Raw genomic sequence first — 23,242 nt, 5'->3', positions numbered from 1 at the left:
GGCTAGGCTGTCCGGGATCCGCTGACCCGCAAAGAAACCGGGGTCTTAGGGCCGGGATATTTCGTGAAATGCGCACCAAACGTCGCTTTCCGGCCATCGCGGGCCGCTAACCCTTGGGAATTGCGGCGCATTCCAAAGCATGTGAACATGGCCCCGAAACCGCCAGCGGACCGCCTGATGAAGAATCTCCCCCATCTGACATTCCTGCGCTCGTTCGAGGCCGCCGCGCGCTACCTCAGCTTCACCTCGGCGGCGGATGAGCTGAATTGCACCCAGTCCGCTGTCTCCAACCACGTGCGCAGCCTGGAGGAATTCATCGGCCGGCCGCTGTTCGTGCGCCATCCGCGCTCGCTGTCGCTGACCGATGTGGGCGAGGCCTATCTGCCCTCGGTCCGCCATGCGCTGCAGGAGATTGATTCAGCCACTCAGCTGCTGATTTCGCAAAGCCACAAGCGGGAGGTGGTGATCTCCTGCCCGGTCAGCCTGGCGGAGAAATGGCTGATCGGTGTGGTCGACGGGTTCACCAAGGCGCACCCGGACATCGACCTGACCATTCACAGCACGATCTGGGTGGATGTGGAGACCAACGTCTCCGATATCTCGATCACCATCAACCACGTGGATGATGTGATGGGCCCGGCGGTGAAGCTGTGGGACGAGAAGCTGGCGCTGGTCTGCGCGCCGGATTACCGGGTCGGCGGCGAGGTTCTGACCCGGCCCGAACAGCTGGCCGAGGCCAAGCTGATCCACATCCTAGGCCGCCCGGTCTATTGGGAGAGGATTGCCAAGCACTTCGGCCTGACCGGCATCGAGCTGAGGGGCGGGTTGCAGACCAACTCCTCCAACATGGGGCTGGAGTTTGCGGCCAATGCGCTGGGATGCGTCGTGCTGCCGAAATCGCTGGTGCGCCAGCAGGTGGCCAGCGGGCGGCTGGTGGAGCCGTTCGCGTTTGACCTCGACTGCCCCTGGACCTATTTCGCCACCTTCAAGGACAAGGCGGCCACGCCCTCGGTCAAGCATTTCAAGACCTGGCTGCTGCAGGCCGCGGCGGAGATGGAGCTGTAGCGGTCGGCCGCCGTGTGCCGCGGACATTGAATTCCGGCGGCGCTTCGCGTATATACGGGTATATATACAAAGGGCCTGCCAATGATTGAGACCAAGATCAGAAAAGTCGGAAACTCCGCTGTCATCACCCTGACGACGGAGATGCTGACGATGCTGGACGCCAAGGAAGGCGACACGCTGTTTGTGGTGCGCGGCGATGACGGCAGCCTCAAGGTGATGGCGCATGACCCCTCGGTGGCGGAGGCGCTGGCGGCGGCTGAGATCGTGATGGATGAGAACCGCGATCTGCTTCAGGCGCTTGCGTGAGCACTTATAAATGGGTGCCGCTGGCAGCCGTTACTGTCATTCACGACCGGCAGATCGCCCGCCACGGCGGTGCAGCGGGGATGCGTGACAGGGCGCTGCTGGAGATGGGCTGCGCGCGGGCGATGAACCTGGCGGCCTATTCGGATGCAGGCGTGGCGGAGGTTGCCGCGGCCTATGCCTTCGGGATCGCCAAAGCGCACGCATTTGTCGATGGCAACAAGCGCACGGCGTTTGTGACCGCTGTCACCTTTCTTCGCCTCAATGGCTACCAGTTCCGCCCGGCGCCGGTGGAGGGGGTGCGGATGATGGAAGATCTCGCCACCGGTGATGTGGACGAGGCCGCATTTGCGGAGTGGCTGACGGCAGGGATGGTGCCTGTATAGCTTTTGCCAACTGTTATGACCCGCCCGGCTGAAGGCCGGGCAGCGCCCGACCGCCCCCATGGGCGGGCGCTTCGCTTCCGCCCGCGGTCGGGCACTGCCCATTGCGTATTTATTCGGGCCGCCACCTCAAGCGGCCCGTTTTCTTGTCGCAGTGCCTCAGGCCCGCAGCCGTGAACCCGAAGGATCAAAGGCTGCCGCTTCCAGAATGCGCGCCTTGTGCGGCTTGCCGAGGATGAACACCTCAACCGCATCCCCCGGCCCCGCGACCGCCGGGTTGGCATATCCCAGCGCCAGCGACTTGCCGGCGGAGTAGCCATAGGCGCCAGACGTCACCCGGCCCACCGGTTTGCCGTCCGGGGTGAAAATAGGCTCGCCGCCCGACGCATCGGCATCGTTCACCGCGTCAATTTCAAAGGCCGAGAGCACTTCGCGCGGGGCGTTGCCCTTGACCTTCAGATAGGCGTCCTTGTTGAGGAAGTCCTTGTCCAGCTTGATGAGACCGGCGAGGCCAACCTCCTGCGGCCAGTATTCCTGGCTGTACTCGCGGCCCCATGAGCCATAGCCCTTCTCGATCCGCAGGGAGCCGAGGGCGCGGCCGCCAACCGGGCCGCCGCCGAAGTCTGCCGCCGCTGTCAGCAGAGCAGAGTACAGCTTGACCTGATCGCCTTCGGCGCAGTGCAGCTCCCAGCCCAGATCGCCGGTGAAGGAGACGCGGATCGCCAGGCATTCCACGCCGGCCACGTCGATGGTGCGGGAGCGCATGAAGCGGAAGGCTTCGTTCGACAAGTCGGCATTGGTCAGCCGCTGCAGCATATCGCGCGATTTCGGACCGGCCACGTTGAAACCGGCGATGCGGTTGGTGGCGACCTCAAAGGTGGTGCCTTCCGGCAGTTCGACCATGTTGAAGAACCGCTGGTGATAGCGTTCCGCCATGCCGGAGCCGACCATCATGTATTCATCATCCGCCACCTTGGTGATGGTGAAATCACCGGCCACGCCGCCACGCACGGAAATCAGCGGGGTCAGGCAGGAGCGGCCAACCTCGGTGGGCACCTTGTTGGCGACCAGCTTGTCCAGCCACTCAAACGCACCCGGCCCCTTGATCACGTAGTTGGCGAAGTTCGAGATGTCGATCACGCCGACGTTTTCCCGCAGCATGTTCACCTCGCGGCCCACCGGCTCCCACCAGTTCTGGCGGGTGAAGCTGTTGGTTTCCTTGACACCGGGCGCGTCCGCAAACCACAGCGGATGCTCCCAGCCGCAGTTGAGGCCAAAGACGCAGCCCATTTCCTTTTGCATCTCATAAGCCGGGCGCACCCGGGCCGGGCGGCCGGCGCTGCGTTCCTCGTTCGGGAAGTGGATGGCAAAGCGGTGGGCGTACTGGTCCTCGACGCGGGCCTTGGTGAATTTCTTATCGGCCCAGTCGCCAAAGCGCGCCAGGTCCCAGGCGAACATGTCGTACTGCGGCTCGCCTTCGATCATCCATTGCGCCGCCAAGAGGCCTAATCCGCCGGACTGGGAAAAGCCGGGGATAATGCCGGTGCAGCAGAAGTAGTTTTTCAGCTCCGGCACCGGGCCCCAGAGGGCGTTGGAATCCGGCGACCAGATCATCGGGCCGTTGATCACCCGCTTGACGCCTGCGGTTTCGGCGCAGGGCACCCGCTCGGTGGCGCGGATCACGTTTTCCATGATCCGGTCCAGATCGTCGGGGAACAGCTCATGCGCGAAGTCCAGCGGGGTGCCCTCCTCAGCCCAGAACCGCATGTCCTTCTCATAGGCGCCGATCAGGAAGCCGTTGCCCTCCTGCCGGAAATAATACTCGCCGTCGCGGTCGGCGATCGAGGGCAGGCGGCGGCCCAGCTTGGCGACCGCGTCGATGGACTCCGTCACGAAATACTGGTGCTCAGTCGGCTGCAAGGGCAGGGTGAGGTCTGCCATCGCCGCAACCTCGCGGCCCCACAGGCCGCCTGCGTTGACCACCCACTGAGTGTGAATGTCGCCCTTTTCGGTTTTCACGATCCAGCTGCCGTCGGGCTGCTGCTCGGTGCCAATGACCGGGCAGAAGCGTTCGATCTGGGCGCCCATGGCGCGGGCGCCGGCCGCATAGGCCATGGTCACGCCGGAAGGATCGACGTTACCGCCATCAGGTTCGAACATGATGCAGCGGATGTCGTCGAATTGCGCCAGCGGGTGCAGCTCCTTGGCCTGCTCGCGGCTGACCTCATGGAAGTTCAGGCCGTAGTATTTCGCCTTGGCCTCCTGCAGGCGCAGCTGGTGCTCGCGCTCCTCGGTCTTGGCCAGATACAGGGAGCCGGGCTGGAACACGCCGCAGCCCTGGCCGGTTTCCTTCTCCAGCTCTTTATACAGGTTCATCGTGTAGTGCTGGATGCGGGTCACGTTGTTGTTGTCGTGCAGCCCGTGGATATTGGCCGCCGCGTGCCAGGTGGAGCCTGCGGTCAGCTCATCGCGTTCCAGCAGCACCACGTCGTTCCAGCCGAGTTTCGCCAGATGGTAGAGGATCGAGCAGCCGACCAGCCCGCCGCCGATGACAACTGCCTGTGCATGGGTTTTCATGCGTGTTTTCCCTTGCCTGCGTGCCTGTAACAGCGCGCCCTGCAGGCCGGGGCGGGCCGCCAAATCCTTCCGGGCAACCCTAGCGGCGGCGGCGCGGGATGACCCGTGAAGAATTCAGACCCAATGGCCCCGGATTCGAGGGGTCATTGGTAGGCGGACGGAACACCCTGCTTCTAAAGGTACCGCCTGGCCGACAGGCCGGGCAGCGCCCGACCCTCCCCACGGGAGGGCGCTTACGCACCCACCCAGGGCCGGGCGCTGCCCTCAGCGCCAACTTGCTGCCAGATTGAGCGACCTTAAACTGTGATCTCTTTCATCACGCCGAGGAACTTCGCCACTTCGCCGACGCTGTTGTAGTGGCACATGGAGACGCGGACGCAGCTGTCCATGCCAAGCGGCGTCAGGATATTGCCGGAGTAATGGTCCGCCTTGCGCAGATGGGTGCGGATGCTCTGGTCGTTCAGGCGTTTGACGACCTCCACCGAGGGCACGCCGGCGACCGTCAGCGAGACCAGCCCTTCGCGCGCGGGGTTGTCTGCACCGCCCAGAATGGTGACGCCCGCCATCTCGGCCAGTCCCGGCAGGTTGCCGGTGCCATGGATCATCGCATCGGTCAGCGCCTTTTCATGGGCATGGATCGCCTCCCCCGCCGCCACGAATTTAGCGCGCCGGTCCGTGGCATCGCTCACCTCGCCGCCGAGCCATTCCAGGTATTCCGCTACATCCGACAGCGTCGCATAGCTGCCGGTGTCGCGGGTGCCCATTTCCCAGTTGTCTTCCGGCCCGCCGATCAGCGCGTTATGCGGCAGGGCGGTCAGCCGGTCCGAGATCCAGGCGAGGCCATAGCCGTGACGCGAGAACATCTTGTAGGGCGAGATCACATAGCCATCGACGCCATAGGCGGTCAGGTCGATACGGCCGTGGGCCGCATGCTGGATACCGTCGACGATGATAAAACACTCCGGTGCCACCGCGCGGATGGAAGCGGCGCAGGCGGCCAGATCGACGCCCATGCCCGTGACCGGAGAGGTATGGACGATGGTTGCCACCACGGTATCCGGCGTGACCGCACGGGCATAAGCCTCCGCCGTGATCGTGCCGGTGGCGTCGTTATGCGGGATCAGCACGTGTGTCTGCCGCGCCACCCCGGCCCAGCGGGCGCAGGCGGAACGGGTCGCGGGATGCTCCAGCGTGGAGCCCAGAACGGTGCCGCCCGCGGCGGTGCCGAGGCAAGCGTTCATGATCAGGCGGAACAACAGCTCGGTGCCGCTTTCGCCCGCGAAGAACTGGCCGCCCGGCGCGTTCATCATCACGCGCATGTCGTCCTTGGCCCTGGCGATCACCCGCACCAGCTCATGGCTGCCGGGGTTGTCGCGGCCCTGGTTGTCGGGGATCGCGGCGTAGCGGGCGGAGGTCTCCACCACCGCATTCAGCGTCAGCGCGCCGCCGGCGTTTTCGAAAAACACGCGCGGCCCCTGCTGGGGGCATTCGTCCACCTGGGCGAAACGTGCGCGGATTTGGTCAAGGAGAGGGTCAGTGATCTGGGGCATGGCAAGTCCAACCGAAAGGCGTTTGATTTGCCGGCACAGTAAGGCGGTTGCCGGGCGGGGGCATCCGAAAAAGTCCGGGGCTGAGGGGCGGACTTCTTTGCGGCTGCCTGCTGCCTGGCGTTGCCGCCGGGCGTTTCAGTTTTTGGACGAAATTCCGGCTTTCAGGTGATAAACCCCTGAAACGGCATGCGCAGGGCGGCCCGGTGGACCATCTCAGAGAGTGTGATGATGTCGAACACCGGCCGGTTCAGCGCGGCCTGCAGCGCGTGGGCATAGGGCGGCAGGTCGGTGCATTCCAGCACGATCGGGCCGATCTCCGGGTTGCGGGCGATCATGCCCCTGGCGGCGGCCAGCAGTTCGGTCTCGACCTTGGCCAGATCCATCGCGGTGCGTTCATTGCGCAGGATCACGGTGGAGAATTCCTCCGCGTCATCCAGCCCCTGCACCGCCACCGGCGTGTTTTCAGCGCCAACGCCCCGCAAATGCGCCTCCGTCAGGCTGGCGGCGGAGGCGGTGATCACCCCCACCTTGCGTCCTGTCATCTGATGCGCCAGCGGCACCTGGATCAGCGAGGAGACAAACACCGGCACATTCACCGCTGCGGCGATCTCCTTCTGGAAAACCGCCAGAAACCCGCAGGAGCCGGTGATCGCCCGCACGCCCTTGGCCTCCAGCCGCTTGGCGGCTTCGATCAGCCGGTCCTTCATCTCGCCCGTGGGGTTGGCCAGCAGTTTCGGCACCGTGATCCCGTCCAGCATCTCGTAAAGCGTGGTGAAGGGCAGGCTGGAGGGGTTCTTGATGTGGCCGGGGGGTTTGGGGAAATAGCTCTCCAGCGCCAGAACGCCGATGGAGACGCCGCAGATGTTCTGCCCGCCGGGGTGGATGGTCATGCCTTGATCCTTTCATAGCGCCGCGCGCGGAACGGCGAGAGGTCTTCGTTCACCGGCGTGCCGCTGACGATATCCGCCACCAGCCGCCCGGTTTTCGGGGCCATCATCAGGCCATAGTGGCTGTGGCCGAAGGCGGCGATCAGATCGGGGAAGCCCTCGACCTCGCCAATGCAGGGCAGGCTGTCGGGCAGGCTGGGGCGCTGGCCGGACCAGGTGTCCATATCCTCCGCCCGCAGGTCCGGCAGCAGCGCGCGGGCCAGCCTCGCCAGCCCGTCCAGCCGTTTCCGGTTCAGCGGCTGATCGAGGCCCGCAAATTCGGCGGTGCCTGCCACCCGCAGCCCTTCCTCCATCGAGGAGGCCACGAATTTCATGTCCATATCCATGATCGAATTGTTCAGCGCGACGCCCGGATTCTTGAATGACACGTGGTAGCCGCGCTCGGATTCCATCGGGATCCTGATGCCCAAGGGTTTCAGCAGCTCGCCGGACCAGACGCCCATCGCCAGCACCAGCTTGGGCGTCCATTCCTGCCCTGCCTCGGTGGTATAGGTCCAGCCGCCGCTTTGGGCAGGCTGGATGCCCCGCACGGTTTGCTGCAGGATTTCCCCGCCCATCGACAGGAGTTTCCCGGCCAAGACGGTGCAGATGCGCCCCGGTGAGGTCGCCCGCGCCTGGCCCTTGATCAGGATCGCGGCCTGAAACTCCGGCGTCAGCGCCGGTTCCAGATCGCGCAGCGCTGCCGCGCCGATCCGTTCCATGTCTGCGCCGCGGTCGCCGCGCATCCGGTAGTCGACGGAGGTCAGATCCGCCGCGTCCGCGTTGCGGAAGGCGTGGACGTAATAGCTGTCCTGCACCAGATCCTCATGCCCGGTGCCGGCCAGATGCTGGCGGTACAGCTCGACGCAGTTGCGGTTCAGCGTGTCCATCGCGCCGGAGATCTGCTGAACCCGCCCTTCGCGCCCTTCCGACAGGAACCGCAGGCCCCAGGGCGCGACCTTGGGCAGGTAGCTTGGCTTTACCGTCACCGGCCCCAGCGGGTCCAGCAGCCAGCCCGGCACCTTCTTCCACAGGCCCGGCATGGATTGCGGCACCACCGACCAGGGCGAGATGATGCCGGCATTGCCGTAGGACGTCGCCTGGCCCGGTGCGTCCCGGTCGATCAGGCGGACACGGAGGCCCCTTTCTGCCAACGAAAGGGCCGAGCAGATGCCGACGATCCCGGCGCCCAGAACCGTCACATCGGGGGAGACGGGGGCGCTCATTGCGCCGCCCCCGCCTGAAGCTTGCGCTGCTGGCCCAGCTGCTGCAGCAGCACCGGCGCCATCACCGCAAGCGCCGCGATGTCGGAGCCGCCGGAGGGTGCCACCAGCAGCAGGCCCCCGACCGCCATCAGCAGCCGCCAGATACCGCCAAGCGGCGCCAGGAAATAAGCCGAGACAGCGGTGGCGATGGCAAAGACACCCGCCGCGCAGGTCAGGGTGACCTGGGTGAAGCTCAGCAGCGTGAAATGCTCCGGCAGAACGATCAGCATGGTGGGCGCGTAGACAAACACCATCGGCACCATCAGCTTGCCCAGCCCCAGGGTAAAGGCGTTGAGCCCGGTGCGGAATGGGTTGGAGCCCGCAATCCCCGCCGCCGCATAGGCCGAGGCGCAGACCGGCGGGGTGATCTCGGAAATCACACCGTAGTAGAGCACGAACATATGGGTGGCGAGCGGCGGCACGCCCAGCTGGCTGAGGGCAGGCGTCGCAACCGCCACAAGCATGATGTAAAGCGCGGTGGTCGGCAGGCCGGCCCCCATCAGGATACAGGCCATGGCGATCAGCACCAGCGACAGGAACTGCTGGATCGAGGGCTGGCTGAACGCCTCGATCGAGGTCCAGTCCAGGAACGGCGCAATCGCTGCCGCCATATCCGCCGCCCCGCCGGTGACCATGAAGCCGAGACGGAAGCCGACGCCGGTGGTGTTGATCACACCGACCACGATACCCACCGCGGCAGAGGCAGCGCCCACGGCCAGCGCGTATTGCACCCCGACATGGAAGCTGTCGAACAGGTCGCGGAAGCTCTGCCGCTCATTGCGGTGCAGGCAGCCGATGACGGTCAGCGCCGCCAGCATCCCGGCCATTACCGGCGTATACCCCTCGCCGGAATAGGGCGAGGCCTTCCAGAAAATGAAGGCGAGCAGCGCCAGCGGCACCAGCAGCGTGGCCGGTTTGTCAAAGGCGCAGAAGCCGACGACGATGCACAGGCTCAGGCCGACGAAGGCCGCCATGTTCGGCGAATAGCCCGAGAACAGCACCAGGAGGAGCGCGATCAGCGGAATAATGGTGTACCAGCCGTCCTTCCAGACCTGCAGGAACTTGGGCAGCTGTTCCTTGGGATAGGCCGTGAGGCCCAGCTTCTTGGCGGTGAAATGCACGATCGAGATCACCCCGATATAGTGCATCAGCGCCGGCACGATCGCCGCGATCACGATGGTGGTATAGGGCACCTCCAGATATTCAGCCATCAGGAAGGAGGCCGCGCCCATGATCGGCGGGGTGATCTGCCCGCCTGCCGAGGCCGCGGCCTCAACCCCGCCTGCGAAATGGCCGGGGTAGCCCATTTTCTTCATGTTGGGGATGGTCAGAGAGCCGGTGGAGACCGTGTTGGCAATCGACGAGCCGGAGATGGTGCCGAAAAAGGCCGAGGACACCACCGACACCTTGGCCGGCCCGCCGGTATAACGGCCAGCGAGCAGCATGGCGTTGTCGACAAAGAACTGCCCAAGCCCCATCCGCTGCGCCACCACGCCGAACAGCACAAAGTGGAACACCACGGTGGAAACCACCCACAGCGTCACGCCAAAGATGCCTTCGGACGGGAAATACATGTTGTTGACGAACTGCTGCCAGTTGACGCCGGGGTGCTTCAGGATCTGCGCGGGCATGTAGGGGCCGAACAGCGCATAGACCATGAACACCAGGATGATCAGCGGCAGCACAAAGCCGATGGTGCGGCGCGCGATCTCCAGCACCGTCAGGATCAGCACCGAGCCGAAGAACACATCCAGGCTGGACGGGTTGCCCTGCCGCAGCGCCTGTTCGGCAATGTCGAAGCCGAACATGCCGAAGCCGCGCCAGCTGACCCAGAGAAACAGCGCCGCCGCGATGCTGAGGCCGGTCAGCGCCCAGTCATAGAGCGGCACATTGCCGGGGCGCAGCGGATTGGATCCGCGCCAGTCCAGGCTGCGCGCGGTCCGGATCATGGGAAAGCCCACGAAAATGAACAGGAACAGGCCCGCCAGGTGAATGCCCATATGCACATGGTCCACCGGCGTGCCGAATCCGGCCGTCCACAGGTGATAGAGGGCAAAGACGATGCTGGCCCAATAGATGAACCCCGTCAGCTTGGGTCCGTTGTCGCGCGTGTTCAGAGCGGAGTCATACTGCTTCTCCAGCTCCTCCAGCGCCTTGGTGTCGAGATGGGTGTCCAGGGACATCGGGAAACTCCAGTTCCGGGGCTTCACCGGCAGGGTGCCGGGAAACGGAAAGCAGCAGCGAGGATCTCCTTGCAGCAGGTGTTTAAGCTTTCCGGTAATTCTTTGAAACAGAGGGCCAGGTTGCTTTGTGACACTGAGGGCAGCGCCTGACCCTGGGCGGGCGTGAAGCGCCCTCCCGTGGGGAGGGGCGGGCGCTGCCCGGCGGTGCCGCCGGGCGGTTATTAAGTATTGAGATGCCGTGGAAAAGCGTTACTTCAGCATTCCGGCTTCGCGGTAGAAGCGCTCAGCCCCCGGATGCAGCGGCACGCCGATGCCCTCAACGCCGTCCAGCGCGGTTTCCAGCGTGATCGCCTTGCCCTTGGGGTGGCCGTTGTCCAAGAGCTTGCGGGCGGTGTCGGACCACATCGCCTTGGTGATCTGGTAAATCAGCTCTTCATCCATGCCGGCATTGGTGACCAGCATGCCGGAGACGGCGACGGTGTTCACGTCATAATCCACACCCGGATAGGTGCCCGCCGGAATGGTCGAGGGGATGTAATAGGGCACCGTGGTATTGGCCATCTTGACCTCTTCCTCGGACCAGTTGTGCAGCTCCATCCCCTTGGTGTTGTCGAGCTGGATCATCGCCGCAACCGGCGTCCCCGCGGCATAGAAATAGGCGTCCAGCTGGCCGTCGGCGATGCGTTCGGCGGACTGGGCGTTGTTCAGCTCGGCCTCGTCGATGTTATCGCGATTGACGCCGTGGTCGGCCAGGATCAGCTCCACCGCGATCTGGGTGCCGGAACCGGCCTGGGCGATGCCCACGCGCTTGCCCTTAAGATCCGCGAGGCTGTCCAGCGTGTGGCCCTCGGGCAGCACCAGGTGCAGATCCTCCGGAAACAGGTTGGCGATCACCCGCAGGTCGGGCTTGGCGTTGCCTTCGAACTTGCCCTTGCCGTGGTAGGCGAAATGCAGGGTCGCGGCGCCGGACAATCCTGCCTCCATCTGGCCTGCCTGAATGGCGTTCACGTTATGGGCAGAGGCGTTGGTCGACTGCGCCATCGCCACCAGGCCGGGCACGCCGCAGTTGCCGCCCTCGTCACAGGCGCGCGAGCCGGGCGGGTTGGAAATCGCGTTGGCGATGATGCCGCCGATCGGGAAATAGGTGCCGCCCGCGCCGCCGGTGCCGATGCGGAAAAAGGTCATGTCCTGCGCCACAGCAGTTCCGGTCAGCATGGTGCAGGCCAGCGCGGCCCCGGTCAGTGTCTTGATAAATCCCATTGTCTCTTCCCTTGGTTTTGGCTGCCGCGTTGCCCGGCAGCTCTCTCCTCCGATTTTTGCATCATGAGTAAGGAAACTCATAAGTACAAATTTAAAATTATACTGTATGTATAGATCGGATTGATGATGGGTTTGCGCCAAGGGGGCCGGAACATGAACTCTCACCAGCTAGCGGTCTTTCATGAGGTCATGAAGACCGGTTCGGTCAGCCAGGCGGCGCGCAACCTGCACCGCACCCAGCCCGCCATCAGCGCCGCCATCAAAACGCTGGAGGAGGAGCTGGGGCTGCCCCTGTTCCTGCGCGAAGGCCGCCGCCTGGTGCCGGTGCCCGAAGCGCAGTATCTGATGGCGGAGGCGACCGAGATCCTGTCGCGGATGGAGACCGCACAGCAGAACCTGGCCAACATGCGCGACCGGGTGCAGGGGTCGATCCGCATCGTGGCGATGCCGGGGCCGTCGACCTATCTGCTGCCGGAATTCATCAGCCGGTTCGTGGCCGGCAAGCCCGAGGTGCGGGTGACGCTGGCCACCCGGTCCTCGCCGCAGGTGCGCAGCCTGGTTGCCGCCAACAGCTTTGACATCGGGTTCTGCGACATGACCCGGTTCCGCGGCGACCGCAAACTCTATGCGGCGGAGGAACTGCCCAGCAATTGCCTCTGCGCCGTGCCGGCCGGCCATCCGCTGGCGCAGCAGGAGGTGATCAACGCGGCCCAGCTCAGCGGCCAGCCGATGGGCGCGCTGCAGCCGGACCACACCACCTATCAGGCCACCTCGCAGGCGTTTCAGGCCGCGGGCGCCGAATTCAACCTGCGCTATGACGCGCAGTATTTCCTGCCGCTGTTCCACTTTATCGCCGCCGGGCAGGCCTGTGCGGTGGTCGATGTGCTCAGCGCCGAAAGCTACCGCCGAAGCCACGCGGGCGAAGCGCGGATCCGCTTCCTGCCGTTTGAGCCGCAGATCCCCTTTGGCTATTCGATCCTGACCCCCAGCGAGCGGCCGCTGTCGCAGCTGGCCGCCAGCTTTGCCGCGGCCTGGCGCGAATATGTGACGGAAATCCTGGCGGCCTCCGCAAGGTAGGCGGATTTTTGGGAGAATCCTGGCTCCCGTCCCAACCGCACGCGTCATGACGGCGGGCGCTTAGTGCATAGAACTTAGAGGCTTATTTTCTAATAGAAGTTTAACCTTCACTTCTATCTACAGAATTGTATACAGTTATGAGTGCGAATCCTGGGCTGCGGCCCGGAGCAGGTTTTATGCAGGCTTTGGGAGGCCCCCCATGACAACCACTATGACTGGCGCCGAGGCGATGGTGCGCGCGCTTGAGGCGCATGGCGTCACCCATATCTTTGGCCTGTGCGGCGACACCACGCTGCCTTTCTACGATGCGATGAACCGGCTGGAGCATGGCATCACCCACGTGCTGACCCGTGATGAGCGCAGCGCGGCCTATATGGCCGACGGGTTTTCCCGCGTGACCGGGCGGGTGGGCGTTTGCGAGGGGCCGTCCGGCGGCGGCGCCACCTACATCCTGCCGGGGCTGATAGAGGCCAACGAAAGCTCTTACGCGGTGCTGGCAATCACCACCGATATTTCCGTCGGCTCCTACGGGAAATACCCGCTGACCGAGGTGAACCAGGAGGCTTTGATGGCGCCGCTGACTAAGTTCAACACGGTGATCAAGCGCGCCGACCATATTCCGCGCATGGTGCGCCAGGCGTTCCGGGCAATGACCACCGGCCGCTCCGGTGCCGCGCATCTGGGGCTGCCGTATGACATTCAGCACGACGAGGTTCCGGCCGGTGATATCTGGGGCGATCCCAGGCACCAAAGCTACCCCGCCTACCGCGCCGCGCCGGAACCGGGCGCGGCAGAGGCCGCCGCCGAGGCGATCCTTTCCGCCAAATCGCCGCTGATTGTCTGCGGCGGCGGCGTGGTGATTTCGGGCGCGATGGCGGAACTGGGCCGGCTCGCGTCCCGTCTCGACATCGCGGTGGGCACCTCGATTTCCGGCAAGGGGTCGCTGGCCGACACCCACCCGCAATCGCTGGGCGTTGTCGGCTCCAACGGCGGCACCGATGAAACCTGGGAGATGATGGAGGCTGCCGATCTGGTGGTGTTTCTGGGCTGCCGGGCGGGCTCCACCACCACATCGCGCTGGGAGGCGCCGAAGCCTGGCTGCCGCATTGTGCATATCGACAACGACCCGATGGTGATCGGCGCCAACTACCGCACCGAGGTGGGCGTGGCGGCCGACCTGAGGCTGGCGCTGGCGGCGATAAATGCCTACCTGGACGGGCGCCCGGGCGATCTGCCGGCGTTTGGTGCGGCTGCCAGAATCGCAGATATCAAACAGCGCAAGTTCGCCAGGTTCGAGGCGCTGGCGGCCAGCCAGACCGAACAGGTCCTGCCGGAGCAGATCATCCGCGCGCTGAACCACAACCTGCCTGATAATGCCATCGTAGTCTCGGACCCCGGCACCAGCTGCCCGTATTACAACGCCTACTCGCAGCAAAAGCACCCGGGCCGGCACTATATCACCAACCGCGCCCATGGGGCGCTGGGGTATGCGCTGTCCGCGTCTCTGGGCGCCTGGTTCGGGCGGCCTGACAGCAAGGTCGTGGGGCTGATGGGCGACGGGTCCTTCAACTTCACCTGCGGCGAGCTGGAAACCGTGGTGCGCTGCAACGCGCCGATCACCTATGTTGTGTTTTCCAACGCCAGCTTCGGCTGGATCAAGGCCAGCCAGCGCGATGATTGCGGCAAGCGCTACTATAATGTGGACTTCAACCGCACCAGCCACGCGGCGGTGGCCGAGGCATTCGGGGTCAAGGCCTGGCGGGTGGAGACGCCGGAGGATCTGGAGCAAGCCGTGCAGGAGGCCTTTGCCCATGACGGCCCAACCCTGATCGACGTGGCCTGCCAGGCGCTGGAAGAGGCCGCCGCGCCAGTGCGCCGCTGGATGGGATGATCCTCTGCAAGACCCTGCCTGCCGCCCGGCGGCACCGCCGGGCAGCGCCCGTCCGCCCCCATGGGCGGGCGCTTCGCTTCCGCCCGCGGACGGACGCTGCCCTCTTATCCGGGTTTCACTCCCCCGTTCCGCTGCTCCCGATTTGCTTTTCCCTGCTGGCTGGTTATCAATCCTGAAACCCGATATCAGGAAAGGCGCCCGCACATGGAAAACCCCACCGCCCCCAAACCCGGAGCCATGCTGCACCTGCGCGGCAATACGCTGTCCGAGGGCGATCCGGTGGCGCTGCCGCTGACGCAAAGCTCGATGTACCACCTGCCGGGCGACTGGAACGGCGGCCCCAGCTATGGCCGCGCGGACAACGCCACCTGGGAGCATCTGGAGCACGTGCTGGGGTATCTGGAGGATGCGCCGGCGCTGGCCTTCCCCTCCGGCATGGCGGCGATCTCGGCATCGCTGTTTGCAACGGTCAAGGCCGGCTCCCGGATCCTGATCCCGTCGGACGGCTATTACGTGACCCGGCGTCTCAGCGAACGCTTCCTGCAGCCTTTGGGGGTTGCGGTGGAGCAGCGCCCGACGGCCAGCTTCGCCGAAGGGGGATTTGAGGGGTTTGACGTTGTTTTTGCGGAAACCCCGTCCAACCCCGGGCTGGACCTCTGCGATCTGCGCGCGGTTTCGGAGGCGGTTCATGCGGCGGGCGGGCTGCTGATCGTGGACAACACCACTATGACCCCGCTGGGCCAGCGCCCGCTGGAGCTGGGCGCGGATGTGGTGGTGGCCTCCGACACCAAGGCGCCGGGCGGCCATTCGGATGTGCTGATGGGCCATCTGGCGACGCGCAACCAGGACGTGCTGCAGGCGGCGCGGGAGTGGCGGCTGTTCGGCGGCGGCATCCCCGGCCCGCAGGAGGCTTGGCTGGCGCACCGCGGGCTGGAGACGCTGGACGTGCGGTTCGACCGGATGTGCAGCACCGCCGAGCTGCTGGCCGAACGGCTGGCCGCGCATCCGCGGGTGCAAAAGATCCGCTTTCCGGGGCTGAAATCCGATCCATCGCACGCGCTGGCGAAACAGCAGATGGCGCGGTTCGGCTTCCTGATGTCGATCACGCTGGGCAGCGCGGACCAGGCCGATGCCTTCATCAACAGCTGCCCGCTGATCCGCTCCGCTACGTCGTTCGGCGGCGTCCACACCTCGGCGGAGCGCCGCGCCCGCTGGGGCGATGCCGTGGCGCCGGGGTTTGTGCGGATTTCCGTCGGCACCGAACCGGCGGAGGAGTTGTGGAGCGCCATGGCAGCTTCGCTGGAGGCGTTGCAGGGCTAGGGCCGCAAGAGTTTCCCGCCGCTGTCCCTGCTGGGGGACAGGCGCGGAAAACAGTCTTAGGTCAGCGCCTGATACAGCGACATCAGCCAGCTGGCGGCCGCCTTCACCTCCTCCCGCTGGCCCGCGCGGTCGTTGATCACCAAGTAGTGCGAGCGGCGTTTCGGCAGCTTGAAGGCGGCGGGGGCGATGACCAGCCCCTGGTCCAGATACTGCTTGGCAAAGCTTTCCAGCACCATCGTCACCCCATGGCCTGCCGCCACCGTCTGCAGCGCCAGCAGCGAGGAATCGGCCTTGAGCCAGTCAGTGGTGACCTGCAGCGTCAGCCCGTGCAGATCCGCCAGGCGGCCCCAGTCGGTTTCGGAGCCGATGATCTGCACCACATCGGCGCGGGCCAGATCCTCAATGGACGGCGCGCCGCCAAGGGCGGCGGCATAGGCCGGGCTGCACACCGGAATGGCGCTTTCGTGGCCCAGATGCAGGATCTGCGCCTCCTGCCAGTCGCCGGAGCCATAGCGGATGTCGATGTCCAGCGCCTCCTCGTCAAAGCGGCTGGCCCAGACCGTGGTGGAGAGCTGCACGAAGATGTCCGGGTGTTCGGCCCGAAACCGGGCCAGCTGCGGCGCGATCACCAGGGCGGCGCAAGAGATCGTCGCGCGCAGCCGCACCACGCGCTTGCGCTTGCTGCTGAACAGGCCGGTGGTGGCGCGCTGCATATCGTCAAAGGATTTGCGGATCGGCTGGGCATAGGCCTGGCCGGTGTCGGTCAGCGCGACGCCGCGGGGCAGGCGTTTGAACAGCCGGGTGTTCAGGTGCTGTTCCAAGAGCCGGATCTGCTGGCTGACGGCGGCGGGGGTCAGCCCCAGCTCTGCCGCCGCGGCGGAAAAACTGCTGAGCCGCGCGGCGGCCTCAAAGGCTTTGAGCCAGGTGACATGGGGCAGGGTGATCATGCATACCTTTAAGCAGAATTACCCCTTAGGGGCAAAACACATTGTTTGATTTGCGCCTGAGGCGCTGTGCAAGGTCTTTGCACGACACAGAATGCGGGCTGGCCATGGCGCGAACATTTGACTTCATCATCGTCGGGGCCGGCTCGGCAGGCTGTGTGCTGGCGGACAGGCTGACGGCCGGCGGCCGCCACAAGGTGCTGCTGATCGAGGCGGGCGGCACCGACCGGCGGGTCTGGATCAGGATCCCGGTGGGGTACGGATTTACCTTCTCGGATCCCAAGGTGAACTGGCGCTATTCGGCTGCGGCGGATCCAGGGCTGAACGGGCGCGCGGCGTATTGGCCGCGGGGCAAGGTGCTGGGCGGCTCCAGCTCCATCAACGCGATGGCCTATGTGCGCGGGCTGCCGCATGATTTCGACGATTGGGAGGCTGCGGGCGCCGCGGGCTGGGGCTGGGAGGCTGTGCGCGCCAGCTATGACGCGCTGGAGAGCACCGACGAGTGGCACGCGGGCCGCCGCCGGCTGCGCGGGACGGGGCCGGTGCGGGTCACCGACCTCAGCGAGCGGATGCATCCCTTTGCCCGCAACTTCCTCGCCGCCGGGCAGGACATGGGCTGGCCGGTTCTTCAGGACATGAACGCCGCGGCGGATGCCGGGGCCAACACCCTGTCCGGCGAGGGCCTGGGGTATGTCCGCAGCACGGTGAAGGCCGGGCGGCGCTGGTCCTCGGCGGATGCGTTCCTGCGGCCCGCGATGAAGCGCGGCAACCTGACGGTGGTCAGCGGCGCGCTGGTGGAAAAGGTGCTGACCGCGGGCGGGCGCGCCACTGGCGTGGCCTACCGGGTGAAGGGCCAGACGCAGCTGGCCGCGGCAGCGCGGGAGGTGATCCTGAGCGCGGGCGCGGTGAACTCTCCGCAGCTGCTGCAGCTGTCGGGGATCGGACCGGCGGCGCTGCTGCAGCGGCATGGGATCGCGGTGAAGCATGACCTGCCGCAGGTGGGGCAGGGGCTGCAGGACCATCTGGCGGTGTCGCATTACTTCTGGGCCAATACCGCGACGCTGAACAGCAGGCTCGGCAGTTTCGCCGGGCAGGTGAAGGCCGGGCTGCAATACGTGCTGACCCGCAAGGGCCCGCTGAGCGTGCCGGTCAACCAGTGCAGCGGCTTTGTCCGCACCGCGGGCGCGGCGCTGCCGGATGTTCAGGTCTACTGCAACCCGGCGTCTTATTCGACGCAGGCAAACGGCAAGCCGCAGATCGACCGGGACAACGGCTTCCTTCTGTGCGTGCAGCCAAGCCGCCCGGTCAGCCGCGGGCAGATCACTATCCGCTCCGCTGACCCTGCGCAGGCGCCGCTGATCGAGCCGAATTCGCTGTCGGCGGAGGAGGACAAGGTCACAGCGGTGCGTGCCAGCCGCCTTCTGCAGGCGCTGGCCGCCACCCCCGCCATCGAACGGGTGACGCGGGAGCGGCGCGATCCGGATATCCTGCACATGGATGATGCGGCGCTGCTGGAAAACTTCCGCGAGCACGCAGGCAGCGTGTTTCATGCCTCCTGCACCTGCCGGATGGGGCATACTGCGGCGGATTCGGTGCTGGATGCGCGGCTCAGGGTGCATGGGATGGCGGGGCTGCGGGTGATTGACGCCTCGGCCTTTCCGAATGTGACCTCCGGCAACACCAACGCGCCCGCGATGATGCTGGCCGCGCGCGGGGCGCAGATGGTGCTGGACGACAATGAAGACAGGGCCTTGGCGGCTGAATGACAGGGATGCACAGATGAAACTCGACACCATCGAAACCTTTGTGTTCGGCAACCCGCCGCCGCGCCACGGCGGGCGCTATTTCATCTTTGTGCGCCTGACCACCGCCTGCGGCATCACCGGCGTGGGAGAGATTTATAACGCGACCTTCGGCCCGGACTTGTGCTGCGCGATGGCTGAGGAGATGTTTGCCCGCCAGTTTGAAGGCTGCGATCCGCACCATATCGAGAAGCTGTGGCGCAAATCCTATGGCGCGGGCTATACCATGCGGCCCGACGTGACGGTGATGGGGGTCTTAAGCGGTCTGGAAATGGCCTGCTGGGACATCATCGGCAAGGCCGCGGGCAAACCGGTCTATGAGCTGATGGGCGGCCAGGTGCATGAGCGGCTGCGCAGCTACACCTATTTGTACCCGGCTGAGGGCGACGTGTACCCGGACCCGGACACGCCCAACGTCTACAACGACCCCGATCTGGCGGCGGAGGCGGCCCTGATACAAGTGGAGAAAGGTTTCACCGCGGTGAAGTTCGATCCCGCAGGCCCCTATACCATCTATGACGGCCACCAGCCGCGGCTGGAGGATCTGGAGCGCAGCGAGATGTTCGTCAAACGCATCCGCGAGGCGGTCGGCACCCGCGCGGACCTCTTGTTCGGCACCCATGGGCAGTTCACCGTCTCCGGTGCCAAGCGGCTGGCGCGGCGGCTGGAACCCTATGAGCCGTTGTGGTTCGAGGAACCGGTGCCGCCGGAGAACCCCGCCGATATGGCGGAGGTGGCGCGGTTTACCTCTATTCCGGTCTCCACCGGCGAGCGGCTTTGCACCAAGCATGAGTTCGCCCGCGTGCTGGAGGCCGGGGCGGCCTCGATCCTGCAGATGGATCTGGGGCGGGTCGGCGGCCTCTTGGAAGCCAAAAAGATCGCCTCCATGGCTGAGACGCGGCAGGCTCAGATCGCGCCGCATCTTTATTGCGGGCCCGTGGTGGCGGCGGCGAACATCCAGATCGCAACCTGCAGCCCGAATTTCCTGATCCTCGAAAGCATCGGCACCTTCGAAGGCCCCTATATGTCCTGCCTCAAATCCGCGATCACCTGGGAGGACGGTTATGTGATCCCCTCCCGCGAACCGGGCCTGGGGGTGGAGCTGGACGACGCGGCCATCGCCGCCAGCCCCTATACCGGCAGCAAGCTGCATCTGGAGCTGGCGCAGGAGCCGGTGGTTCCGTAAGCGCGGCGCATGTCCCGCTGCACGCGGCGCCCGGACCGGGACAGGGAGGGCCGCCGGGCGGCCCCCGCCTGGTTCAGATCCCGGATTTCACCTTGGTCCAGGCGCGGGTGCGCTGGCGCAGAGCCTTGCCGCCCAGGCTTTTGTCCGGGAACAGGCGGGCCAGGGTGGCCGCGTCGGGGTAGATCCCCGGATCGGACAGGATCTCCGGCAGCACATGCGCGTCCGCTGCGGAGTTGGCATTGGCAAAGAAAACGGTGTTGGACACCTCGGCTATCACCTCGGGCCGCAGCATGTAGTCGATGAACGCATAGGCCGCATCCGGATTGGCGGCATCTTTCGGGATCGCCATCAGGTCGATCCACATCAGCGTGCCCTCCTTGGGGATCGCGTAGCGGATTTCGACGCCGTTTCCGGCCTCCATCGCGCGGGCCTGGGCAAGCCCTGCGTCGCCGGAATACATCACCGCCAGGCACAGGTTGCCGACCGGCAGATCGGTGGCGGGCTTCTGGTTGCTGAAATAGCTGATGTTCTGCGCCGCCGCGGCAAGCAGGTCCTGCGCCCGGGCGATCTCTGCCTTGTCCTCGGTATAGGGGTCGGCGCCAAGATAGTTCAGGGTGACCGCCAGCATCTCAACCGGCGAATCGAGCACAGCGATGCCGCAGTCCTTCAGCTTGGAGGCATAGTCCGGGTTGAACAGCAGGTCCCAGCTGGCGGCAGGCAACTCCCCCAGCCGGTCAGCGGCCTGCGCCGCGTTGTAGGCAAGGCCGATGGTGCCCCAGGTGTACGGCACGCCCAGTTCGCGCCCGCCCGGCACCTGATCGAGCGAGGCCAGGATCTCCGGTCGCAGGTTGCCGTAGTTTGCCAGCCGCGAGGGGTCAATCGGATGCAGCGCCCCCGCCTGCAGCTGCCGTTCGGCGTTGGAGGCGGCAGGGAAGACCACGTCATAACCTGAGCCGCCTGCCAGCATCTTGGTCTCCAGCACCTCGTTGCTGTCGAAGTAATCCAGCGTCACCTTGGCGCCGGTGGCGGCCTCATACCCGGAAATGGTGGTTTCGCCGAAATAGTCCGCCCAGTTGTAGATCGCCAGATCGCCGGCAGAGGCTGGCGCCGCCAGGGCGGCGGCCAGCAAGGTTGCAGTCATGATAGTGTTATTGATCATTGTTTCCTCCCTGTTGCGCGCTGCCTCAGCGCTGGCCGGAAGGTCCGGCAGCGTAGAGGCAGAGCAGGTCGTTGGCGATGGTGGCCGCCGCGATGGCGGTGATTTCGGAGATGTCATAGGCCGGGGCGACCTCCACCACGTCCATGCCCGCCACATCAATGCCCGCCAGGCCGCGGAGGATCTCCTGCGCCTGATAGGGGCTGAGGCCGCCGATAACAGGCGTGCCGGTGCCGGGGGCAGAGGCCGGTTCCAGCGCGTCGATGTCGAAGGTGACATAGGTCTTGTGAGCGCCAACAATGCCGCGGATCTTCTGCGCCACCGCTTCCGGCCCTGTCTTCTGCACCTCGATGGCGTCGATGATGTTCATCCCCATCGGATCGGGGTTGTGGGTGCGGATGCCGACCTGGACAGACCGGGCCGGATCCACCAGCCCCTCGCGGATCGCGTGCCACAGCATGGTGCCGTGGTCGATGCGGCCTTCCTCGTCCGCCCAGGTGTCGGAATGGGCGTCGAACTGGATCAGGCTCAGCGGCCCGTGCTTCTCCGCGTGCGCCTTGAGCAGCGGATAGGTGATGAAGTGGTCGCCGCCGATCGACAGCAGCGCGGTATCCGTGGCCAGCACATCCCGCGCCGCCTGGGCGATCTGCGCAGGCACCTTGTGCGGATAGCCATAGTCGAACTCGCAATCGCCGTAATCGACCACCCGCAGCGCCTCATAGGGGTCGGCCTCCCACGGCCAGGGTTTCGACCAGGCGATATGGCTGGACCCCGAGCGCACCGCCCGCGGTCCCAGCCGGGTGCCGGAGCGGCTGGACACCGACAGGTCAAACGGCACGCCCATCACCGCAACATCCGCGCCGCTGAGGTCGCGGGTATAGCGGCGGCGCATGAAGCTGAGCGCACCGGCATAGCTGGCCTCGGCAACCACCCCGCGGTCGCTCTCGCGGGTAAAGGCCAGGTCGCCCTGCACGGGGTTCACGCTGGAGGTATTGGACATCTAAGGCTCCGTCACATTGAAAATCTGAGTGAGCCCAGTTTGAATTGTGCGCTTATGCCGGTAAACTCAGCAATAGATGTATATCCTTAGGTGTAGATGAGCACAGAAACCAGATACCCGCCGCTGCCTTCTTCATGGGCGGATGCGATGGCCGCCCTGGCCGGGACGGCCGGCACCGAGCGTTTTCCCGGCGCGCTGCGGCAGATCCTTGGCCAATGCTGCAGTTTCGACTCGATGATCATCTCGCGGTATGACGGCGCGCGGCCGCCGGTGTCGCTGTATCAGGATCTGGATGAGCTGCAGGCGGCGATCACGGTGGAATTCTACGCCAGCGGCCCCTACCTGCTGGATCCGCTGTATCAGGCCTGCCGCAATGGCTGCGCGCCGGGCGCCTACCGGCTGTTGGATCTGGCGCCAGAGGCCTTTTACCGCTCGGAATACTACCGCGCCTTTTACCGCAAGATAAATATCAGCGACGAAATCGGCGTTCTCGTGCAGGACGGGCCGGAGCGCTGGTTCATCGTCTCGCTGGCCCGTTTTGCCCGCCAGCAGCGGTTCGAACCCGCGGACACGGACCGGCTGAACGCGGTGTTCAAGGTGATCACCGCCGCGGTCCGGCGGCAGTGGGGGCAGGCGGAGACCGCGGTGCAGGGGGGGCCGCAGGACGGCTGGGAAGACCGGATGCAGACCTTTGGCGCCGGCGTCCTCAGCCCGCGCGAGCAGGAGGTTGTGCAGCTGATCCTGCAAGGGCACTCGACCCCTTCGGCTGCGGCCTACTTGGGCATCGCCGAGGGCACGGTCAAGGTCCACCGCCATCATGCCTACTCCAAGCTGGGGATCTCCTCGCAGGCTGAACTGTTTTCGATGGCGACCCGGCATCTGGCGGCAGGGTAGTGCCCTTGGAAGGGGTGCTGTGCCGGCGGCCGCAGACGGTGCGTTGCACGCTTCAATACGCGCATTCAAAGCCGGTCAGGACGTCTGACGTTTTGACGGGAATCTGTGCGGGTTAGCGGAACCATCAGCACACATCCGGTCAGTTTCCAATTTTCCTGTTGACCAAACCCACAGATTCGCGAAATCTGCCCGATAAGCAGGAAGGGCCAGCGCCCGCGGGGCTGCTGCGGTCTGGCGGCGGATTAACCCGGTGCAGGCACCGCCTCCGGTACCCTTGCCGCCGCAGGCAGCCCAGCCCTCCCCCCTGCGGTTCACCGGGCAGAAAAACACAAGAAGGGCGCCAAAAACGATGCCGATGTCCCCGTACCACACTGAGCGCTGCCCGCGGGCCGCCGGAAACGCCACCCGCACTGCTGGCGCAGGTCAAAGAGTAACGTAATGGCGATCCTGACCTTTCTGA

General features: G+C 65.4%; 18 protein-coding genes. 9 read left to right on the top strand and 9 right to left on the bottom strand.

What is annotated here, in order from left to right; all coding sequences use genetic code 11:
• Positions 1-177 precede the first annotated feature (177 nt).
• The 3 genes from B2P87_RS11940 (at position 178) to B2P87_RS11930 (ending at position 1,754) form a co-directional block, all read left to right on the top strand.
• Positions 178-1,065, top strand: coding sequence for a LysR substrate-binding domain-containing protein (locus B2P87_RS11940; protein ID WP_141889052.1), 888 nt, complete (start codon positions 178-180; stop codon positions 1,063-1,065).
• Between the two features lie 81 nt (positions 1,066-1,146).
• Complete coding sequence (locus B2P87_RS11935) at positions 1,147-1,371, top strand: AbrB/MazE/SpoVT family DNA-binding domain-containing protein (RefSeq protein ID WP_008558191.1); 225 nt, start codon at positions 1,147-1,149, stop codon at positions 1,369-1,371.
• A complete protein-coding gene (locus B2P87_RS11930; RefSeq protein ID WP_141889051.1) occupies positions 1,368-1,754 on the top strand; it encodes a type II toxin-antitoxin system death-on-curing family toxin in 387 nt (128 codons plus the stop codon). Before B2P87_RS11935 ends, B2P87_RS11930 begins: the two co-directional genes overlap by 4 nt.
• Positions 1,755-1,910: 156 nt before the next feature.
• Here B2P87_RS11930 and B2P87_RS11925 read toward each other — a convergent pair whose 3' ends face one another.
• From B2P87_RS11925 to B2P87_RS11900, 6 genes are all read right to left on the bottom strand, one after another.
• Positions 1,911-4,328 (bottom strand): GcvT family protein, encoded by a 2,418-nt coding sequence (locus B2P87_RS11925; protein ID WP_286852577.1) that lies wholly within the window; start codon positions 4,326-4,328, stop codon positions 1,911-1,913.
• Positions 4,329-4,624: 296 nt separating this feature from the next.
• Positions 4,625-5,878 carry an aminotransferase class V-fold PLP-dependent enzyme gene (locus B2P87_RS11920; protein ID WP_141889173.1) on the bottom strand — a complete coding sequence of 418 codons (1,254 nt, stop codon included), beginning with the start codon at positions 5,876-5,878 and terminating at the stop codon, positions 4,625-4,627.
• A 161-nt stretch (positions 5,879-6,039) separates the two neighbouring features.
• Positions 6,040-6,768, bottom strand: a complete 729-nt coding sequence (locus tag B2P87_RS11915) for an aspartate/glutamate racemase family protein (protein ID WP_141889172.1) — start codon at positions 6,766-6,768, stop codon at positions 6,040-6,042.
• Positions 6,765-8,030: an NAD(P)/FAD-dependent oxidoreductase gene (locus B2P87_RS11910; protein WP_141889171.1), complete on the bottom strand. Its 1,266-nt coding sequence runs from the start codon at positions 8,028-8,030 to the stop codon at positions 6,765-6,767. Before B2P87_RS11910 ends, B2P87_RS11915 begins: the two co-directional genes overlap by 4 nt.
• Positions 8,027-10,252 carry a TRAP transporter permease gene (locus tag B2P87_RS11905; protein WP_141889170.1) on the bottom strand — a complete coding sequence of 742 codons (2,226 nt, stop codon included), beginning with the start codon at positions 10,250-10,252 and terminating at the stop codon, positions 8,027-8,029. The genes B2P87_RS11910 and B2P87_RS11905 overlap by 4 nt, the downstream gene beginning before the upstream one ends.
• A gap of 249 nt (positions 10,253-10,501) precedes the next feature.
• Positions 10,502-11,512 (bottom strand): TAXI family TRAP transporter solute-binding subunit, encoded by a 1,011-nt coding sequence (locus B2P87_RS11900; protein ID WP_141889169.1) that lies wholly within the window; start codon positions 11,510-11,512, stop codon positions 10,502-10,504.
• A 153-nt stretch (positions 11,513-11,665) separates the two neighbouring features.
• On the opposite strand from B2P87_RS11900, the gene B2P87_RS11895 reads away from it, so the two are divergent.
• The 3 genes from B2P87_RS11895 to B2P87_RS11885 all read left to right on the top strand — a co-directional run bounded on the left by B2P87_RS11895 (position 11,666) and on the right by B2P87_RS11885 (position 15,800).
• The gene (locus B2P87_RS11895) at positions 11,666-12,589 is read left to right on the top strand and encodes a LysR family transcriptional regulator (protein WP_141889168.1); all 924 of its coding nucleotides are present in this window, start codon (positions 11,666-11,668) and stop codon (positions 12,587-12,589) included.
• 199 nt (positions 12,590-12,788) lie between these two features.
• Positions 12,789-14,480 carry a thiamine pyrophosphate-binding protein gene (locus tag B2P87_RS11890; protein WP_141889167.1) on the top strand — a complete coding sequence of 564 codons (1,692 nt, stop codon included), beginning with the start codon at positions 12,789-12,791 and terminating at the stop codon, positions 14,478-14,480.
• Between the two features lie 204 nt (positions 14,481-14,684).
• Positions 14,685-15,800 carry a cystathionine gamma-lyase gene (locus B2P87_RS11885; protein ID WP_141889166.1) on the top strand — a complete coding sequence of 372 codons (1,116 nt, stop codon included), beginning with the start codon at positions 14,685-14,687 and terminating at the stop codon, positions 15,798-15,800.
• Positions 15,801-15,856: 56 nt separating this feature from the next.
• Here the strand turns inward: B2P87_RS11885 and B2P87_RS11880 are convergent, their stop codons facing one another.
• Positions 15,857-16,747, bottom strand: coding sequence for a LysR substrate-binding domain-containing protein (locus B2P87_RS11880; RefSeq protein ID WP_141889165.1), 891 nt, complete (start codon positions 16,745-16,747; stop codon positions 15,857-15,859).
• 104 nt (positions 16,748-16,851) lie between these two features.
• Here B2P87_RS11880 and B2P87_RS11875 point away from each other — a divergent pair, with 104 nt between their 5' ends.
• Both B2P87_RS11875 and B2P87_RS11870 read left to right on the top strand, forming a co-directional pair.
• The gene (locus B2P87_RS11875) at positions 16,852-18,510 is read left to right on the top strand and encodes a GMC family oxidoreductase (RefSeq protein ID WP_141889164.1); all 1,659 of its coding nucleotides are present in this window, start codon (positions 16,852-16,854) and stop codon (positions 18,508-18,510) included.
• Positions 18,511-18,523: 13 nt separating this feature from the next.
• Entirely contained in the window at positions 18,524-19,732 is a 1,209-nt protein-coding gene (locus B2P87_RS11870; protein ID WP_141889163.1) for a mandelate racemase/muconate lactonizing enzyme family protein, read from the top strand.
• A 73-nt stretch (positions 19,733-19,805) separates the two neighbouring features.
• Here the strand turns inward: B2P87_RS11870 and B2P87_RS11865 are convergent, their stop codons facing one another.
• Together B2P87_RS11865 and speB are read right to left on the bottom strand one after the other, a co-directional pair.
• Complete coding sequence (locus B2P87_RS11865) at positions 19,806-20,891, bottom strand: extracellular solute-binding protein (RefSeq protein WP_141889162.1); 1,086 nt, start codon at positions 20,889-20,891, stop codon at positions 19,806-19,808.
• Positions 20,892-20,916: 25 nt separating this feature from the next.
• On the bottom strand, positions 20,917-21,888 hold the full coding sequence (gene speB / locus B2P87_RS11860) for an agmatinase (RefSeq protein ID WP_141889161.1): 972 nt from the start codon (positions 21,886-21,888) through the stop codon (positions 20,917-20,919).
• Positions 21,889-21,984: 96 nt separating this feature from the next.
• On the opposite strand from speB, the gene B2P87_RS11855 reads away from it, so the two are divergent.
• Positions 21,985-22,782: a helix-turn-helix transcriptional regulator gene (locus tag B2P87_RS11855; protein WP_286852572.1), complete on the top strand. Its 798-nt coding sequence runs from the start codon at positions 21,985-21,987 to the stop codon at positions 22,780-22,782.
• Positions 22,783-23,242 lie beyond the last annotated feature (460 nt).

This window comes from Leisingera sp. UBA4491 (assembly GCF_002388965.1).
Lineage (GTDB): Bacteria > Pseudomonadota > Alphaproteobacteria > Rhodobacterales > Rhodobacteraceae > Leisingera > Leisingera aquaemixtae.
The sequence above is the reverse complement of the archived record's forward strand: the minus strand, read 5'-3'. Positions and strand labels throughout refer to the sequence as shown.

What these genes read in the sequence shown, in the direction of transcription:
- B2P87_RS11910 (WP_141889171.1), bottom strand. Translation starts at nt 8,030, where the DNA reads ATGAGCGCCCCCGTCTCCCCCGATGTGACGGTTCTGGGCGCCGGGATC.
- B2P87_RS11880 (WP_141889165.1), bottom strand. Translation starts at nt 16,747, where the DNA reads ATGATCACCCTGCCCCATGTCACCTGGCTCAAAGCCTTTGAGGCCGCC.
- B2P87_RS11875 (WP_141889164.1), top strand. Translation starts at nt 16,852, where the DNA reads ATGGCGCGAACATTTGACTTCATCATCGTCGGGGCCGGCTCGGCAGGC.
- B2P87_RS11940 (WP_141889052.1), top strand. Translation starts at nt 178, where the DNA reads ATGAAGAATCTCCCCCATCTGACATTCCTGCGCTCGTTCGAGGCCGCC.
- B2P87_RS11905 (WP_141889170.1), bottom strand. Translation starts at nt 10,252, where the DNA reads ATGTCCCTGGACACCCATCTCGACACCAAGGCGCTGGAGGAGCTGGAG.
- B2P87_RS11870 (WP_141889163.1), top strand. Translation starts at nt 18,524, where the DNA reads ATGAAACTCGACACCATCGAAACCTTTGTGTTCGGCAACCCGCCGCCG.
- B2P87_RS11895 (WP_141889168.1), top strand. Translation starts at nt 11,666, where the DNA reads ATGAACTCTCACCAGCTAGCGGTCTTTCATGAGGTCATGAAGACCGGT.
- B2P87_RS11925 (WP_286852577.1), bottom strand. Translation starts at nt 4,328, where the DNA reads ATGAAAACCCATGCACAGGCAGTTGTCATCGGCGGCGGGCTGGTCGGC.
- B2P87_RS11885 (WP_141889166.1), top strand. Translation starts at nt 14,685, where the DNA reads ATGGAAAACCCCACCGCCCCCAAACCCGGAGCCATGCTGCACCTGCGC.
- B2P87_RS11865 (WP_141889162.1), bottom strand. Translation starts at nt 20,891, where the DNA reads ATGATCAATAACACTATCATGACTGCAACCTTGCTGGCCGCCGCCCTG.
- B2P87_RS11915 (WP_141889172.1), bottom strand. Translation starts at nt 6,768, where the DNA reads ATGACCATCCACCCCGGCGGGCAGAACATCTGCGGCGTCTCCATCGGC.
- B2P87_RS11900 (WP_141889169.1), bottom strand. Translation starts at nt 11,512, where the DNA reads ATGGGATTTATCAAGACACTGACCGGGGCCGCGCTGGCCTGCACCATG.
- B2P87_RS11890 (WP_141889167.1), top strand. Translation starts at nt 12,789, where the DNA reads ATGACAACCACTATGACTGGCGCCGAGGCGATGGTGCGCGCGCTTGAG.
- speB (WP_141889161.1), bottom strand. Translation starts at nt 21,888, where the DNA reads ATGTCCAATACCTCCAGCGTGAACCCCGTGCAGGGCGACCTGGCCTTT.
- B2P87_RS11935 (WP_008558191.1), top strand. Translation starts at nt 1,147, where the DNA reads ATGATTGAGACCAAGATCAGAAAAGTCGGAAACTCCGCTGTCATCACC.
- B2P87_RS11920 (WP_141889173.1), bottom strand. Translation starts at nt 5,878, where the DNA reads ATGCCCCAGATCACTGACCCTCTCCTTGACCAAATCCGCGCACGTTTC.
- B2P87_RS11855 (WP_286852572.1), top strand. Translation starts at nt 21,985, where the DNA reads ATGAGCACAGAAACCAGATACCCGCCGCTGCCTTCTTCATGGGCGGAT.